Here is a 16,714-nt window from a genome sequence, read left to right on the forward strand (position 1 = left end):
ATTATTATTAATATAAAATTAATAACCTAAACAAGTCCTAATAAATATGGGGGGCAATTATTAGTGAGAGTAGAAGAAATAATTACAACAGATAACAAAACAAGGTATGTATTAGTGGACAAAAAAGGTAATTTAGTGGATCCAGTCAATAAATTTCTTAAATTCAAAGATAACAGTAACTCTGCAAGGGGGACTCTTCGGTCATATGCTTATGGACTATGCTTATACTTTAAATTTTTGGAACAAAAACAACTCCTCTACTATGATGTTGGTATCGACGATTTTGCAGAATATATTAGGTGGCTACAAAATCCCTATCAAGAACTTAAAGTAATTACAATAACTCCTAAGAATAAAGATAAAATAAGAAAGACTAGGACAATAAATCAATATATAAATAAGGTATATAATTTTTATGAATACATTATGAGACACGAGGATTATACATTAACCTTGTCTGAAAGGTTAAAAAAACAAATCTCTGGAAATATATCTGGTTACAAAAGTTTTCTTTACCACATTAAAAACAATCGAGCAAGTATGAAAAGAATATTAAAAGTCCCCGAACCAAAAGAACGTTTAAAAATTTTAACAAGAGATGAAGTTGAGACACTTATTAATGCTTGTAAAAACATACGCGATAAGTTTCTTCTATTACTTCTTTATGAAACTGGAATGCGTATAGGAGAAGCATTATCTCTTCATTTAAGCGATATTGTACCAGCAATGAAAAAATTATATATACAAGACCGTGGAGAATTAATAAATGGCGCAGAAATAAAAACAGTGTGTAGTCCCCGCATACTAGATATTCCTGAAAGTCTAGCTAGCCTGTACCGGACTTACATATTTGATATTCATACCGAAGAGGTTGATACTGACTTTATTTTTATTAAATTAACCGGTTCTAATAAGTTTGAACCATTAGATTACCTCTCTACCCAAAAAATATTTAACCGATTAGAACAACGGACAGGAATCCCTGTAACTGCACATATGTTTAGACATACTAACCTTACCGAATTATGGAGAACAGGCGAGATGCGGCCTGAAACTCTTAAAGAACGGGCTGGACATGCTCATATACAAACTACTATGCAGATGTACGTGCATCCTTCAGAAGAAGATATTAGACAGGACTGGGAAAATGCAATGGCAAAAAAAACAACAGTGGAGTGATGTAATGATTATATCTAAGTTCAAACCAGATGTTACTAATTTAAAAGTTAGAGAGCTTGTAACGTCTCTTAAATCCCCCTGGAGTGATGATGTATGGTTATTAAGTTCCCCAGTTTTTAGGGAATATGGAAAAATTGAAGAAAAGGGTGCATCTAAAAACTCAACAATTAGGTTTAATTCACTTCCAAACCTAGTTTCATTGGAAGCCAAGTATTTTCTTTTTCATAGTTTATTAAATTATAGATTTTCAATAAGAACTATATATACATATGGACAAACCTTTAAGCGCTTAGGTAGATTTTTAGAAAAATATTATTTCAATATTAACAGTTTTATAGATATTCCTTTTGAAAAAGCTTTGTCCAAATATAAGTTCTTCTTAAGACAAGAGAGGATTAGTTCCATAAAGGCAAATATTCATTTTTTTACTACCTTTTTTGAATTTCTATATGATTTTTATGACATGAGAGATGAGTTTGATAAGGACATATGGGATGTAAGAAATATCCCCCATGCTTCAGTAGAAATTAATTATTCCCGCTTTAAACTTAACTTTGAAAGTATTGACAAGAAGTTTAGAACAGTTGTTAAACAATATTGTTGGTACTCCCTGACGTTTAAATCATCAGGAAGGATTTATAATGCAGACTTAGTTGGAATAAAATGTTTTTTTGAATTTATTTCTAAATATTTCGGACATTGGAACGATTTGAGTGCTCTTTCAAGAAAAGACTTTGAAAAGTTTTTAGTGTTTTTTCATACAAGCTTTAAGAATTGTACTGATTCAACAAAACATCCTTATATTTCAGGAGTTAAACTTTTCCTTGAATATCTTCAAAAGAATGAATTACCTATTGGCCCCACCAAACCTATTCTAAGTATTGTTTTCCCAGAAGATATACCTTCAAAAAAGAGAAATCTAAATGAAAATGAAATTAAGTATATACCTGAAGATATTTTGAATCAGCTTCAAAATTTACTAAATTATGACCCTTCTAAGCTGACCCCCAAAATGACCGGAAAGGAATTGGAGTATGTACCAATTATAGTATTATTAATAGCTACTGGTTGGAGAATAAGTGATATCTTAAATCTAAGATACGATAATTGCCTAATAGTAATTAATAGTGAAAAATATTATCTTCAAGGAGATATAAATAAGACTAAGGTAAATAATCATCGTGTTCCTGTAGATAAAGATATAGCAATGGTTCTTCAAACGGTAATTGAAAGTACTAGGGAAAAATCAAATGATCAAAACAATCCTAATCGTTTCCTTTTTGTACGGACAAGTGGAAAGCGTATGGGCAGACCATTTGCAACTACCTCTGTTCAAAGAAATCTAAACAACTGGGCACTTAGATATAATATTGTTGATTCAAAAGGTGAAGTATTCCACTTTAGGAATCATGCTTTTAGGCATTCAAAAGGTGTAGAATTAATCAATTTAGGTATGAATTTAACACACATAATGAAATGGTTTGCACATGCATCTCCAGAAATGACGTTGACATATGCAAAGTTAGCTGATGATACTTTAAGAAAAGAATGGGAAAAAGCGCTTGAAAAAAAAGGACCACTTTTAAAAGTAAATATTAGCCAAGGGACTGTACAAGAGATTAAATTAGATGATGACCTAATTCATTGGGAATATATTAAGAGTAATATAGAGGCAGCAAAAGTTCCATTAGGTTACTGTATGGCCTCAAAAAAAGAGGGATGTCCATTTGTAATCACTCCCTGTCTTGATAATTGTCCAAACTTTTGTACTACTCCAGAACATATTTCAGAATTTGAGAAAGAAATACAAAATGTAAAAGAAGTCATAGAAAGAACTAAAGACATGCCAATATTTAATGAGAAAAATCAAAAACAACTTAAAAATCTTAACAGAATTAGAGACTTAATAAGTAATGGAGCTTCTTTTAATGGTATAAATGCAAAAAAGGTACTTTTAAATGCTAAGATTTCAAAGGAGAATTTTATTCATGAATCATAAGCGTAATACTGATGGCGTTTTAAAACATGCGATGCATAAAAGTAAAGCGACATCAACAAGAGTTGAAAATGCCATTAAAAAAGCAATAAAGGAACGAGCAAGAATTAATTTTAATAGCATAGCTACCTCTGCAAATGTTTCAAAATCTTATCTTTATAATAATAAAGATTTTAGAGTGAGAATTGAAACTTTACGCAGACAACAAAATGAAGTTAAAAATGTAAAATCAATTAAACATAATACAAGTGACAAAAGTAAAGATACAATTATTGAAGCCTTAAGACATAAAGTTAAAGAGTTAGAAAAAGAAAATAAGAAACTTACTGGTGAAAATAAACTCCTTCTCGGAAAATTATACGATAAACTTTAAAAAAGAAAAAACATATTCTCACTCGGGAGATTCGACATCTCCTCACCAAAATCCGGGTAATTTAAGTGAATTTAAGACAAATAAGAAGAATCCATTTTGAAAGAAAAGTTCAAAGAAAGTTACGATAAAAAAAGAAATTAATCTTTTGTTTAAAAAGATTAATTTCTTTTTTATGATTTAAATGTATTTTAACTTTATAATAAAATAGCCTAATTCATAGCCTGTTTTTATTATAGCTATAGCTGAAATTAAGGCTAATGGGTATTTAATAAATGGATTTTTCAGGAATCCCTGTATATTTTTCATATCGTAAACCTCCATTCTCGATTTATTCAACACCATTTATTGTAGTCTCATTTTGAGAAAACATAACTTTTAAATGCTCTGTTATGACCTTCATATTATCAATAGCATATCTAATTAGACTCAATATGTCTTCTTCTATATTAAGTCCTTTTCTAAACGTTTCGCCCAAGTTATCAATATTCTCAATATCACTATTTTCAAAATCAAAATTAATTCTTGTAAACGTCATAACATAATCAGCCGCTTCAATATTTTCTATTATTTCTTTCATTAAAGTTTTATGAAATTCTTTTGTCTTTTGAATATCCTCAAATACTACATTTTCACCAAATCCAAATCTTAAATACTCTTTATATGTTGTTTCTAGAGGATGAGCAATTATATATGATCTAATCGCTTTGAAATAATCATATTTATCCCTATTTATACTTTTAGCACCATAAAACTCGTCTTTGTCGTTCTTTTTGTCATAGACTGTTAATTTTCTTAACAAATATTCTATTGATGTTAATATTTTGTCTGAAACTGATATTAATTCATACACATTAATATCATCATTTTTATTGTTTATATCTTGCAAAGCATAATTTATAACTGCTCTAGCTGACATAATTTTAGTGTTTCTGTCAAAATGTTGATTTGCGTCTTTTTCAAAGTAATCATTACACACTTGATTAAATTCATCAAACGCTTCTCTATTAATTTTCACTAATAATCAACTCCTTCTATATCCATCATTATCGGTAGTATCAAAAAAAGCTAACTTCTTATCTTTTTTCAGATAAGAAGTTAGCTTTTTCGTTTTGGGGATGACTTGATTTCTTAGGTTGATGACAATGGGGTAGCACCTCATGCCCATCAACCTAAGAATAGTAGCTACCCCCAATAAACTTATTTATCTTAGCTTCATCCTTATATCAATAGACATTAATCCCCCACTGATAAAAGTTTCACTTTATCATTTCTCTAATTCCAAAAGATTTTTTATTTAATTCCCTTTAAAAGATATTTTTAAACAATTAAAAGCATCTGCCTTATTCTTCAATATATACTACCTAAACTTTTCATCCTCAATGTTTTTATAAACAGAAAAAGGGTAGATGCTGAACGATCATACTGGTTTAGTTAGCAAGGATGTACTCACTATAGTTATAAGAGGATGAATTCAATGTGTTCATCCTTCTTATATTTCTTGATAATCTTGCTTTAAAAACTTAGACATTTTAGTAAATTTAGCTCTCTGATGGATATCAATATCAAGAACAACATGCTTTAAGGTTTCTTCATTTTCAATTTTATCTCTATTAAGAGTAAGTATATATTGAAAATCATGATATTTACTTTCTTGGCTTGATAAGAAGTTTAAACTTTGAATAAGCGTATCCTGATCCACATCAAAAATATTATCATGTATCAATAGCCCTGGATGTCGCTTCCTTGTATACTCATTAAATAATAATGCCATGTCAAAAATAAAAACTTTCGTTCTATCTACACTATGACTGCCATCATCAAAAATTCTCATTTCTATATCAACCACTTTATTATTTGTTTTACTATTAATAGTATCAATACTAAAAGAACACTCTTTATTTCCCATTATAACTTGATGGATGTCTAATAAAGTCATTAAAAAACTATCCAATAATGGCTTTTTTTCGTCAATTGCAATATCTAATTCTGCAATTTCCTGTGTCTTTTTTAAGAACAAAGCTTTTTTTTCTTTTTCAGCACGCTCATACTCTTCATATAGAATTTTCTTCTTCGAATATTCTATATTCTTTTGCTCGAAAATTTTCAGGCTTATTTTTAAATTTTTCAGCACACCTTTTTGATCTATAATTTTTATCTTATTAGAATACTCTTCATCCACTTTTCTTATATCATCTGCTAAATTATATAATTCTTTTTGGATATCATCTGCTCTTTGATTCACTAAAGATCTTTGAAACTTTTCTATTTTCATTTTAAAGCCTATTGTTTCCTCTAAAGACTTAACAATCAAATCTCCCAATCCTTCTTTAAATTGATTATAGGCAATTTCAATTTCATCATTCTCGATTGTCTCAGGTTTAGGCAAAGAATTTATTTTTTGTAACTCATATTTTAAAGAGTTCTGCTTTAAGCGTAATTTATCAAGTAAATCTTCTAAACGCAAAAGGTCCTTTTCTAATGAATCAAAAGCATCATTATTTTTAAAACTTTCAATAGCCCCACTTATTTTTTGAAGTTCATAATCAAGTTCATTTAGTTCAGCCTTTACATCGCTTATCTTTTTACGATTACCATCTGTAACTTCTTTTTTTGTATTTTTCACAATTTCTTTTATTTCTTTGATTTTTTTTACCGTATCTAAGATTTTTTTATATAGTTGTAATGAAATATCTAGGTAAAACAAAAATGGTGTAAAATTAATTGGTATTTTTCTACTCATATCAAAACACTCTAAAATCTTTTTAAACCCTGATCTTTCATCTCTTATTAAAGGAGATATCAATTCTCTAAAGGAAGGAACAATTTCTCCTCTAAAGTTATTATACAAAAGATCTTTAATATATATTTGAGCTTCATCTAACTTCTCAAATGTAATTTTATTACCATCTCTAATAATAATAGGTTTTTCCTGCTCTCCTCTATTTCTACATATTGTTAGAGCAACATCTCCTATTTCCATATCTAATTTAATAAGCACATCATCTTTTAAAACATCATTGGGAATTAACTTAATTCGACTATCACTATATTTTTTAAGTAAACAAAAATTTAAAAATTCTATAGACATTGATTTTCCTACACCATTTGTCTTTCTTCCACGGATAGTTGATGCATCCGACCTTTCTCCCAAAATTATATTAACACCATCTTCAAAAATAATGGGCTCAAAAATTTCCGGACATGAATACAACTTTTTTAATTTTATTCTATTAACTATTCTTTCCATATATATGGCTCCTCAAATTTTATAATTCCTAATGAATATAAAAATGATAATCCGAAAACTATTTGTCTGCTATGAACAATACCATTTTTCTTAAGCTCATCCGAAATCTTATATATAGATATCTTTTTCACACTACTTTTATTTATTTCTTTAAGTATTAAAAAACCAATATATACTGCTGATGATTTTATATCTTCATTATTAGCAACCAACTGACTCATTTTATTCACCACCATTTGGAAAAACATTACATTTTATTGTTTCTGATATTAAATAAAATTTTATAGCCATTGTATCGTATTTCATACCAGACGTACTAATCAGTTCCTCAAAATGAACAGTAAGATTTTCTAAAGCCTTTTTAGGATTACCTTCTGCTTCATCTAAAAACGTGTTACTTATATCCTGTAAATAAAAACTTATCAATAAGCTTTTAACACTATCTAATCCTAATGTTTGATACGCACTTTCTACAGTAGCACCATATATAGTAACTAAACCTATATAAAGTCGCGTTAAAAATTCAGAATATTCTTTGAATCTAGTATATATTTTATGATCTGGATCTGTTACTGATGCTTTTTTATTTGCAACTATATTTTTATTACTACTTAGATGCTCTATTAACTTAACTATAGTTTCTATTTCACTTGCTTGAGTTTTCTTTACTTTATTAACTTTGTCATCTAATTCTATTTTCATAAAATCAGCTATTTCCTGTATTTCATCAGTATCTTTTTCCTTAATCTTTTTAATAACATCAGAAACATCAATTACATCGGCACTTTTATCAAATACAAACAATCCTTTTGTATCAAACGTCTTTGTATATTTTTTTTTATTAACGAGCATTAAAAAAATTAATTTATCATACTTATGATATAGTTTTTTTTCAATAAATTTGGTAATTGTTTTGTCAATTTTACTACTATCATTAGTGGAAGTCACTTGTATTGAAATCTTCGATTCTAAATCCCCTAAATCTATCGCTGCTGAATTTTTCTCTAAGATATTTAAGTTAACTAGGTCATAACCGTATACCTTATTTAATAAACCCCTAAAAAAATCTTCAGAAATAATATTAATATCATATAAATTTATCGCATTTCTACATTCTACTTGATATTTCAAAATCGAAAGTGAATCTATAATCATCTTTAAATACACTTCTTTATTCATAACTTTATCCCCATTTACAGCAAATTTATTATCATATCATTTTTATAATTATATATAAACACCTAATTTTTTTCCAGAACTTTTGTTCCACAAATGGATAAATGTACGACAGCAAAATAAAATTAATGTCTTTAGTTCCAGTCACGAAAAATATGGATAGTAATGTTCTGCTTTACAAAAAAACTATTATATTTTTTAAAAATGTACATCTAATAACCGAGTATCTCATCTAAATTAAACAACTTTATTATTTCTACACAGCACAAGCCTTATCTATATTCTCTGAAGAATGTTGCTGTTTTTTGATTTACCTATCAATTCAATGTGATCCTTCTCCAGGCTCAGTTTTTTCAATTTTTTTCTGAGCTTTATTTGTTATGCGATATTATCAATAATAAGAGTTCTTTTATTTTCACTTCAATTGGAGAACTAACTCTAGTTCCCCTAGAAAAAACACCTCCACGTTGCTTTGAAAAGGCTCAATACCCGTTTTTCAACATAAGGCGTTTTTATTTGTCTCATTTGTTTATGTCAGTACGAAATTCTACATAGAATACATATAAATAACGTAAAAAGCCTTACAAATATGTTTATTTAAAATAAAAGTCTTGATATCCCTTGGGTGCACAATCGACGTATTTAAACTTCCAATAAAAATAGTTTGCCTATGTATAACTTGATTTTTCGTATTCAAATATAAACAAACAAAATGCTCCTGTTGCAAAAAACGCATCTCTTCCATCATATAACTCGCACAATCTTCTGGACTTCGAATACTATATCTATTTTGATATTCTAAACGTACCATTCTTCTACCTAATTCAAAAGCAGCCATAAGCTGCGACGCCTTTGCAATCCCAACACCATGAATGCTCATCATCTCTTCTAACGTTGCATCCTTTAACATTCGTAAGCCGTCAAAATGATGTAGAATATTATCTGATAACGTTAACACCGTTTCTTCTTTAGAACCCGTTCTGAGTAAAACTGCAAGAAGTTCTCGATTCGATAAACTTCCTGCTCCTTCTAACAATAAACGCTCCCGTGGCTGTTCTTCTCTCACAACATCACGAATACCGTTCATCTCTCCACCCCTTTTTTTACGATTTCTCCTAAAGAAAACCCCATGCAATTTTACGCATGGGTTACATCGCTATCAAACTGTTTTAATTCACGGACAAGACGCGCAATTGGCAAGCCAACTACACTGTAGTAGTCCCCTTGAATATGTTGAACAAAAATAGACCCTTTACCTTGAATTCCATAGCTTCCTGCTTTATCAAGTGGTTCCTTCGATGCAACGTATACGTCTATTTCCTCTTCTGTTAATTCCCAAAATGTTACTTCTGTACGTTCATAAAAAGTTACCGTTTTTTCTTTCAATATAATTGCAACACCTGTGTATACTTCGTGTGTTTTCCCCGATAATAATCGTAACATTTCTTTCGCCTCAGCCTCATTAGACGGCTTTCCAAGAATACGTGAATCATATGTAACAATTGTATCTGCACCTAATACAACGTGATCACTATGATTTTCTGCCACAGCAGATGCTTTTTGCAAAGCAAGCGACATAACAATATCAGAAGGTGACAAATATGCACCAATCGTCTCTTCTACTTCACTAACAACGATTTCAAATGGCACATCAGCTAATTCAAGCAGTTCCTTCCTCCTAGGTGATCCTGAAGCTAAAATAATTTTCCTCATATTTTCTCCTTCCCTTCTCGCATGAAGCAGAATAATTCAAATCAATCGTATCAAAGGAATAGTTTCCCCACAAATTCTAGAAATATCATTTTCTCTAAACAAAATAATAGTTCTGTTTAAATACGATTATATTCTGCCCATACAGAAAGCACTTTGCTCTAAATTCAAAAGAAAAGAAAGAAGTATATATACTTCTTTCTCCTTCATCTTATTATCTTGTTATTTTACTTTTTGTGAAACCATTTTTTCGTACGAAAGTAATCCATCAATAATAACTTGATTTAATTTAGCCACAGATCCCTTATCACTCTTCCCTTCCTTAATCGTTTGCACCGCTATTGACGTATACGTATAAAGCTTCTTCGCATCTTCACGCTTCATACTCTTCCCTTCCTTTTCAATAGCTTTCCACTCTTTTTCAATCGCCTCTACATCTTTTGAATTACTTTTTCCACTAGTTTGTACGCTGGACACATATTTTGTTAAATGAGTATATAATGGCTGCACTTTCGCTAAAAACATTCCTACTTCTTTATCATTTTTGAGCAATGCTGTATCTGTAATATCCCAATTTTTTTTCAAAACTGACACACCATCTTGCTTATACTGATCTATTAATTGATTAACACCCTGTTCATCGCTCGTAATACCAACAACTAACGCATACTTATCACCACTCGGTTTCAAAGTAGCCACGCCCCCATTACTTTTCCACTCTTCAATAGCAGCCTGTCCTTTTTCTTCAGAGGAATAAATCCCTCCTTGAACAAAAAATAATTTCATCGGGTCTAATGACGTTCCTACCTGCGCTTTTTGTTTTTCCTCTTTTGGTGCCGGTGTTTGTTCTGCCGTTCCACCCACCTTTGATTCTTCATTCCCCATCTGCTTCGAAGCTGTTACTTCGCTTCCCCCTGTCGTTCCTTGTCCTTTAAGTAAATGCAGCATTCCCATTCCAAACGCCGTACCAATAACAATTGCAGTTGCAACGATTGCAATTATTGTATTACTCCACTTCTTTCGTTTTTTTTCCTTAGACACTAATTTCGCTTTTTGAAACGGAACAACGTTTTTTAGTCTTTCACTTTCTACTACCATCCAGTCAAACTCATCTTTCTTCTTTTCCTCATACTTCGCTTCTGTTCCATTTACTTTCACTGAGATCGTTCGTGATTGCTTGTCCATACACTCACACCTCACCTCTTATCGTTGTCCGCATCATATCATATTCACTTCGCAAAAAAACGAGATATTTGTCAGAGAAATTCGCCAAATAACCCTATATATTTATCTTATATGTATGCATTTGACTTCATTTGTAGAACAAAAAACTAGATAGCAAAGACTATCTAGTTTTTCTCACGAATATATTTTCGAACTTCAGAAATGAAATAAAGAGAACCTGTTATGATAAAGACATCATTTTCTCCAATCATACCAACTTTTGTATCAATTGCCTCTTTCCAATCTTCAAAAACTAATTTTGACTCTTGTTGTGAATACGATGCAAGCTTGTCAGCAGAAATGGCACGATCAAAGGCAAACGTCGTAAATATTATTTCATCAGCAACTTTTTCTAATTGCCCTACCATGTTATGTAACTGTTTGTCACCAAGAGCAGTAAATAAAACTATTACATTCTTCTTTTTATAATGTGCCTCTACTGTTTTTACAAGACTTTCAATACCTTCTGGATTATGGGCACCATCTATTATAATATCTGGATTACTTTGTAACTTTTCAAATCGACCAATCCAGTATGCTTCTTGTAAGCCAGCTTTTATTTCCTCTTCATCAATTAAAAATGATAAATATGTTTTTAAATACATGACTGCCATAAGCGCTAGCGCTGCATTGCCTACTTGATGAATACCTTTCATTGAAATCCGAACATTTTCAAATGAGGCGAATGGACAAGCAAAATCAAAATGTTCCCCATCTTCATTAGAATGTTTATGTAATGTTGTAAACTGTTTTCCAAATTCATATAAGCTTGCATGATTTTCCTTAGCAACCTTTTGAATTACTTGTAATGCTTCTTCATTTTTCACACCAGTAATAACTGGAACACCAGACTTAATAATTCCTGCCTTTTCATATGCAATTTCTCCTAGTGTATTGCCTAAAATATGCATATGATCGTGACCGATATTCGTAATAATCGTGAGAACCGGATGAATAACATTTGTAGAATCAAATCTTCCCCCAAGCCCCGTTTCAAATAAAACAACATCACAGAAATTAACTTTACCGAAATAACAAATTGCCATTACTGTAATGATTTCAAATTCAGTCGCTTCTCCTAATTCCGTCTCATCTAATTTTTCAACGACTGGCTTTACCATATTTACAAGTTCCGCAATCTCTTCATCTGCAATCGGTATTCCGTTTATACTAATACGTTCATTGAATGTTTCTATGTAAGGCGATGTAAACGTTCCTACTTTATATTTCGCGCCTTCTAACATGTAGCGCATATATGTTAAAGTTGAACCTTTTCCATTTGTGCCGGCAAGATGAACACATTTTATATGACGCTCTGGATTTCCGAGTTCTTCTAACATCCATTGCATTCTTTCTAGTCCTGGTTTTATCCCAAATTTCAATCGGCTATGAATCCAGCTTATCGCTTCTTCGTATGTATGTATCACGTTTGCTATTCCCCTTTCAAAAGACAAACTTCATAATTCTATTATACGCAAAGAAAAGAGACTCACCAATATAGTGAGTCTCTGAAAAACATTTTATTTTTCAAGATCAGCTAGACGTTGACGAACCGCTTCGCGTTTTTCTAGATAATCTTGCTCTTTCGCACGCTCTCCGTCAATAACTTCTGCAGGAGCTTTCGCTACGAATCCTTGGTTTGAAAGTTTCTTCTGTACACGTTCTACTTCTTTACCGAACTTCTCAAGTTCTTTTTCAAGACGCGCTTTCTCTTCATCAAGATTGATAAGATCAGCTAACGGTAAGAATAACTCTGCACCTGATACAATTGCAGTCATCGCTTTTTCTGGCGCTTGTAAATCAATCTTAATTGTTAGTTCACTTGGGTTACAGAAACGCTCAATGTAAGAGCTGTTTTTCGTAAGCTGAGCTAGTACTGCCTCATCTTTTGCTTTAATTTGCATTTGAACTTTTTTGCTCATTGGCGTATTTACTTCCGCACGGATGTTACGAACAGAGCGAATGATATCAACTAGAAGGTGCATTTCTGCTGCCGCTTCTTTATCTTGTAAATCTTCGCGAACTGTTGGCCATGCTGCTACTGTAATAGACTCGCCTTCATGCGGTAAATGCTGCCAAATTTTCTCTGTTACAAATGGCATGAATGGGTGTAATAGACGCATTGTTTGATCTAATACGTAAGCTAAAATAGAACGAGTTGTTTTCTTAGCTGCTTCATCTTCACCGTATAGTGGCAGTTTCGCCATCTCAATATACCAGTCACAGAAATCATCCCAAATGAAGTTGTATAATGAACGACCAGCTTCACCGAACTCATATTTATCCATGTTACGTGTTACACTTTCGATTGTTTCGTTTAAGCGAGTTAAAATCCACTTATCTGCAACTGATTTTTCACCAGTTAAATCGATTTCTTCATACTTCATGTCATCCATGTTCATTAATACGAAACGTGATGCGTTCCAAATTTTATTAATGAAGTTCCAAGTAGATTCTACTTTTTCCATGCTGAAACGTAAATCTTGACCTGGTGCACTTCCTGTTGATAAGAAATAGCGCATTGCATCTGCACCGTACTTCTCGATAACATCCATTGGATCAATACCGTTACCAAGAGATTTACTCATTTTACGTCCTTGCTCATCACGAACTAAACCGTGAATTAATACATCTTTAAATGGACGCTCTCCTGTAAACTCTAAACCTTGGAAAATCATACGAGATACCCAGAAGAAGATAATGTCATAACCAGTTACTAAAGCATCTGTTGAATAGAACTTTTTAAAGTCTGTTGCATCTTCATTCGGCCAGCCGAGTGTTGAGAAAGGCCATAGTGCTGAACTAAACCATGTATCAAGTACGTCGTTATCTTGATTCCAGTTTTCAATATCCGCTGGTGCTTCTGTACCTACGTATACTTCACCAGTTTCTTTATGATACCAAGCTGGAATGCGGTGACCCCACCATAATTGACGAGAAATACACCAGTCATGAATGTTTTCCATCCAGCGTAAGTATGTGTTTTCAAAACGCTCTGGTACGAACGTTACTTTTTCTTCTTCTTTTTGTTGAAGTTTTACCGCTTTTTCTGCAAGTGGAGCCATTTTTACGAACCATTGTGTTGATAAGTAAGGCTCAACAACTGCACCGCTACGCTCACTATGACCTACTGAGTGCATATGAGGCTCGATTTCTACTAATACGCCAGCTTCTTGTAAGTCTTTCACTAACTCTTTACGACATTCGAAACGATCCATACCGTTGTACTTACCAGCTTTTTCGTTCATCGTTCCATCTTCGTTCATTACTAAAATACGTGGTAAGTCATGACGGTTACCTACTTCAAAGTCATTCGGGTCATGAGCTGGTGTAATTTTTACAACGCCTGTTCCGAAGTCTTTTTCTACGTATTCATCAGCAATAATCGGAATCTCACGGCCTACAATTGGAAGTGTTACTGTTTTTCCGATTAAATGTTTGTAACGATCATCTTCTGGATGAACTGCTACTGCTGTATCACCAAGCATTGTTTCTGGACGAGTAGTTGCAAGGCGAATGTGACCTGAACCGTCTGTTAGCGGATAGTTCATATGGTAGAATGCACCTTGAACTTCTTTATGAATTACTTCAATATCAGAAAGAGCTGTGCGTGTTGCTGGATCCCAGTTGATGATATACTCACCGCGGTAAATTAAGCCTTTTTCATATAATTGAACGAATACTTTATTAACAGCATTAGATAAACCTTCATCTAATGTGAAGCGTTCACGAGAATAGTCTAGTCCTAAACCAACTTTCCCCCATTGTTGACGAATGTGAGAAGCGTATTCTTCTTTCCATTCCCAAGCTTTTTCAAGGAATTTCTCACGGCCAAGATCGTAACGTGAAATACCTTCTTCACGAAGTTTCCCTTCTACTTTCGCTTGCGTTGCGATACCAGCATGGTCCATTCCTGGAAGCCATAATACATCATAACCTTGCATACGCTTTGTACGAGTTAAAATATCTTGAAGAGTTGTATCCCAAGCATGACCTAAGTGTAACTTACCAGTTACGTTCGGAGGTGGGATTACAATTGTATATGGTTGTTTCTTCTCGTCTCCTGTTGCTTCGAAATATTTGCCTTCAAGCCACCACTTGTAAAGGCCTTCTTCAACGGACATATGATCATATTTAGTTGGTAAATTCTTTTCCGTATTTGACATTATTTTCCCTCCTTAAAATAAAAAATGCCCCTCATCCAAAAAAGGACGAGGGACATCGCGGTACCACCTTTATTTACAAACAAATTCAGAATTTGCTTATACTCTTAATTTGATAACGGACAAATCCGTCTTTTCCTAATGAGAACCATTCCGTTCAGAAAAGATGCTCCAGGGCTACCTTCTAACATAACTATCTAGAGAACCTCCCAGCCAATGGTTCCCCTCTCTGAAGACGTTTCATGTTATACTCTTCCCCTTCGTTGCATTTATGTGATTGTTAATTATTATATACAATAGTGTAAAAAACGAAACCTTATTCGTCAAGATAAATTTGAAACTATGACCTTTATCTCTTTATGGAACTAATAAAAAAAGATAAGCAGGGTTCTCCCTACTTATCTTCTTTATCCCGCGTTAACGAGCAGTAAGACCCCCACCTCAAAATCCGGCTGAAACAAAGTAGTTAGGTGGGAGATCCACTGCCCGTAAACGCCCGATTGGTGAAGGCTAATAATCAGTGGGGGATGAACAAAACCCCCACTGATTAAAGTTTCACTTTATCCGTTCCCTTGCTGGGCAGCTTGTAATTGCGAAAGGAAATATTCTGTATTGCTAATGAGCCAGTGCGATTGCTGCAGGCTTTTCACCCCGCGAAGCTCATTTTCTTCATTACGACTCTTTCTTCTTTTCGTATACGACTGAATTTGCCGAATAAAATGCGACGGGTACGTCATATACGCAAACATAAGAATCTGCTCCTCTTTCGTAAATGGAAAATTTTTTTGATACATTTGATACCATTCAAAGCGGTCACTCCGCGCAATTGGATATGTGTTTAAAGACCTTGAATAAAAGCTGACGATATCCTGTACCGGTGTAGCAAACTGAGACTTTTCTAAACTAATAAAATAACCGTTTCGTTCATAATCAAATAAAAAGTGATTAAGCGATACATTTCCATGAACGAAAGTAGTACGTGTCGTTTCCTTTTCTTTCATTGCATCATGCCATTCACTTAATTGTTTCGTTGCGAACTCACGTGCTCTCATAACATGGTGATAATACGTACAATATTGTAATTCAAATGGCGACATATACCACTTCGCTTCAGATTCTACAAGAAACTCTTCTAATATCTCACCATCATTTTCCCAACGTTCGGATATATTTGTATAATGTTTTTCTAAATCTTCTTCTGTATAAGTTTCCTCTTTCACCGTTTTTTGATGCAACGTCCCGAGCGTTTGAAACATCTTATGGTATTGATCATTATCTTCGCCATTTCCTTCCGCACGTTCTAACCAAGGCATTAAATAATAGCTATACGTCCCATCACTTAAAACATAATTCCCGTCCGTCGCATGATAGATAGGTACATAATTCGAAAAACCTTTCTCCTTCAAATATTGAATATGGTGCAAAAAATTATTCCGCTCTAATTTTCTATCTTGTATTTTCTTTAACGCATACGGACCTTGATTCGTATAAATTTTCATTACACTTCCGTGCTCTTCCATATGTTGAGTGTCCAATCTATATTGCCTCACAATGGGTTCATAGCGATTTCGTAATTCAATATCCATACGAATAACCCTTTCTTATTCAAAACATAGCTTCTAGGAAAAGAAAAGAGGTGAGTGAAA

At 32.8% G+C, this 16,714-nt stretch carries 14 protein-coding genes and 1 other annotated feature; of the genes, 3 read left to right on the forward strand and 11 right to left on the reverse strand.

Annotated features, from left to right (window positions below; genetic code table 11):
* The first annotated feature begins 63 nt into the window (after positions 1 to 63).
* Genes JTF23_RS07275 through JTF23_RS07285 form a run of 3 tightly spaced genes read left to right on the forward strand, consistent with a single transcriptional unit; the run spans position 64 to position 3,548 of the window.
* Positions 64 to 1,179, forward strand: a complete 1,116-nt coding sequence (locus tag JTF23_RS07275) for a tyrosine-type recombinase/integrase (protein ID WP_204208393.1) — start codon at positions 64 to 66, stop codon at positions 1,177 to 1,179.
* Complete coding sequence (locus tag JTF23_RS07280; protein ID WP_204208394.1) at positions 1,148 to 3,178, forward strand: site-specific integrase; 2,031 nt, start codon at positions 1,148 to 1,150, stop codon at positions 3,176 to 3,178. The genes JTF23_RS07275 and JTF23_RS07280 overlap by 32 nt, the downstream gene beginning before the upstream one ends.
* Complete coding sequence (locus tag JTF23_RS07285; protein WP_252188001.1) at positions 3,168 to 3,548, forward strand: DUF6262 family protein; 381 nt, start codon at positions 3,168 to 3,170, stop codon at positions 3,546 to 3,548. The genes JTF23_RS07280 and JTF23_RS07285 overlap by 11 nt, the downstream gene beginning before the upstream one ends.
* 177 nt (positions 3,549 to 3,725) lie before the next feature.
* On the opposite strand, the gene JTF23_RS28100 is transcribed toward JTF23_RS07285, so the two are convergent.
* The 11 genes from JTF23_RS28100 to ysxE form a co-directional block, all read right to left on the reverse strand.
* Positions 3,726 to 3,854 carry a hypothetical protein gene (locus JTF23_RS28100; protein ID WP_286674623.1) on the reverse strand — a complete coding sequence of 43 codons (129 nt, stop codon included), beginning with the start codon at positions 3,852 to 3,854 and terminating at the stop codon, positions 3,726 to 3,728.
* Positions 3,855 to 3,876: 22 nt separating this feature from the next.
* A complete protein-coding gene (locus tag JTF23_RS07290; RefSeq protein ID WP_204208395.1) occupies positions 3,877 to 4,563 on the reverse strand; it encodes a hypothetical protein in 687 nt (228 codons plus the stop codon).
* Between the two features lie 474 nt (positions 4,564 to 5,037).
* A complete protein-coding gene (locus JTF23_RS07295; protein ID WP_204208396.1) occupies positions 5,038 to 6,795 on the reverse strand; it encodes a DUF2326 domain-containing protein in 1,758 nt (585 codons plus the stop codon).
* Positions 6,783 to 7,016, reverse strand: a complete 234-nt coding sequence (locus tag JTF23_RS07300; protein WP_204208397.1) for a hypothetical protein — start codon at positions 7,014 to 7,016, stop codon at positions 6,783 to 6,785. Before JTF23_RS07300 ends, JTF23_RS07295 begins: the two co-directional genes overlap by 13 nt.
* A gap of 1 nt (position 7,017) precedes the next feature.
* Positions 7,018 to 7,974, reverse strand: coding sequence for an SMEK domain-containing protein (locus JTF23_RS07305; RefSeq protein ID WP_204208399.1), 957 nt, complete (start codon positions 7,972 to 7,974; stop codon positions 7,018 to 7,020).
* 544 nt (positions 7,975 to 8,518) lie between these two features.
* A complete protein-coding gene (gene radC / locus JTF23_RS07310) occupies positions 8,519 to 9,058 on the reverse strand; it encodes a RadC family protein (protein ID WP_286674624.1) in 540 nt (179 codons plus the stop codon).
* A gap of 50 nt (positions 9,059 to 9,108) precedes the next feature.
* Positions 9,109 to 9,684 (reverse strand): Maf family protein, encoded by a 576-nt coding sequence (locus JTF23_RS07315; RefSeq protein WP_002112047.1) that lies wholly within the window; start codon positions 9,682 to 9,684, stop codon positions 9,109 to 9,111.
* A 219-nt stretch (positions 9,685 to 9,903) separates the two neighbouring features.
* A complete protein-coding gene (locus JTF23_RS07320; protein ID WP_204208400.1) occupies positions 9,904 to 10,866 on the reverse strand; it encodes a stage II sporulation protein B in 963 nt (320 codons plus the stop codon).
* A gap of 164 nt (positions 10,867 to 11,030) precedes the next feature.
* On the reverse strand, positions 11,031 to 12,332 hold the full coding sequence (locus tag JTF23_RS07325) for a bifunctional folylpolyglutamate synthase/dihydrofolate synthase (RefSeq protein ID WP_002160357.1): 1,302 nt from the start codon (positions 12,330 to 12,332) through the stop codon (positions 11,031 to 11,033).
* 93 nt (positions 12,333 to 12,425) lie between these two features.
* Positions 12,426 to 15,071 carry a valine--tRNA ligase gene (locus JTF23_RS07330; protein WP_204208402.1) on the reverse strand — a complete coding sequence of 882 codons (2,646 nt, stop codon included), beginning with the start codon at positions 15,069 to 15,071 and terminating at the stop codon, positions 12,426 to 12,428.
* A gap of 38 nt (positions 15,072 to 15,109) precedes the next feature.
* Positions 15,110 to 15,341, reverse strand: a binding site (T-box leader).
* A gap of 287 nt (positions 15,342 to 15,628) precedes the next feature.
* Complete coding sequence (ysxE, locus tag JTF23_RS07335) at positions 15,629 to 16,654, reverse strand: spore coat protein YsxE (protein ID WP_002112053.1); 1,026 nt, start codon at positions 16,652 to 16,654, stop codon at positions 15,629 to 15,631.
* Between the last annotated feature and the right edge of the window lie 60 nt (positions 16,655 to 16,714).

Source organism: Bacillus sp. RIT 809, assembly GCF_016892495.1.
Classification (GTDB): domain Bacteria; phylum Bacillota; class Bacilli; order Bacillales; family Bacillaceae_G; genus Bacillus_A; species Bacillus_A cereus_U.

What these genes read in the sequence shown, in the direction of transcription:
- JTF23_RS07330 (WP_204208402.1), bottom strand. Translation starts at nt 15,071, where the DNA reads ATGTCAAATACGGAAAAGAATTTACCAACTAAATATGATCATATGTCC.
- JTF23_RS07295 (WP_204208396.1), bottom strand. Translation starts at nt 6,795, where the DNA reads ATGGAAAGAATAGTTAATAGAATAAAATTAAAAAAGTTGTATTCATGT.
- radC (WP_286674624.1), bottom strand. Translation starts at nt 9,058, where the DNA reads ATGAACGGTATTCGTGATGTTGTGAGAGAAGAACAGCCACGGGAGCGT.
- JTF23_RS07315 (WP_002112047.1), bottom strand. Translation starts at nt 9,684, where the DNA reads ATGAGGAAAATTATTTTAGCTTCAGGATCACCTAGGAGGAAGGAACTG.
- ysxE (WP_002112053.1), bottom strand. Translation starts at nt 16,654, where the DNA reads ATGGATATTGAATTACGAAATCGCTATGAACCCATTGTGAGGCAATAT.
- JTF23_RS07305 (WP_204208399.1), bottom strand. Translation starts at nt 7,974, where the DNA reads ATGAATAAAGAAGTGTATTTAAAGATGATTATAGATTCACTTTCGATT.
- JTF23_RS07300 (WP_204208397.1), bottom strand. Translation starts at nt 7,016, where the DNA reads ATGAGTCAGTTGGTTGCTAATAATGAAGATATAAAATCATCAGCAGTA.
- JTF23_RS07320 (WP_204208400.1), bottom strand. Translation starts at nt 10,866, where the DNA reads ATGGACAAGCAATCACGAACGATCTCAGTGAAAGTAAATGGAACAGAA.
- JTF23_RS07280 (WP_204208394.1), top strand. Translation starts at nt 1,148, where the DNA reads ATGCAATGGCAAAAAAAACAACAGTGGAGTGATGTAATGATTATATCT.
- JTF23_RS07285 (WP_252188001.1), top strand. Translation starts at nt 3,168, where the DNA reads ATGAATCATAAGCGTAATACTGATGGCGTTTTAAAACATGCGATGCAT.
- JTF23_RS28100 (WP_286674623.1), bottom strand. Translation starts at nt 3,854, where the DNA reads ATGAAAAATATACAGGGATTCCTGAAAAATCCATTTATTAAATACCCA.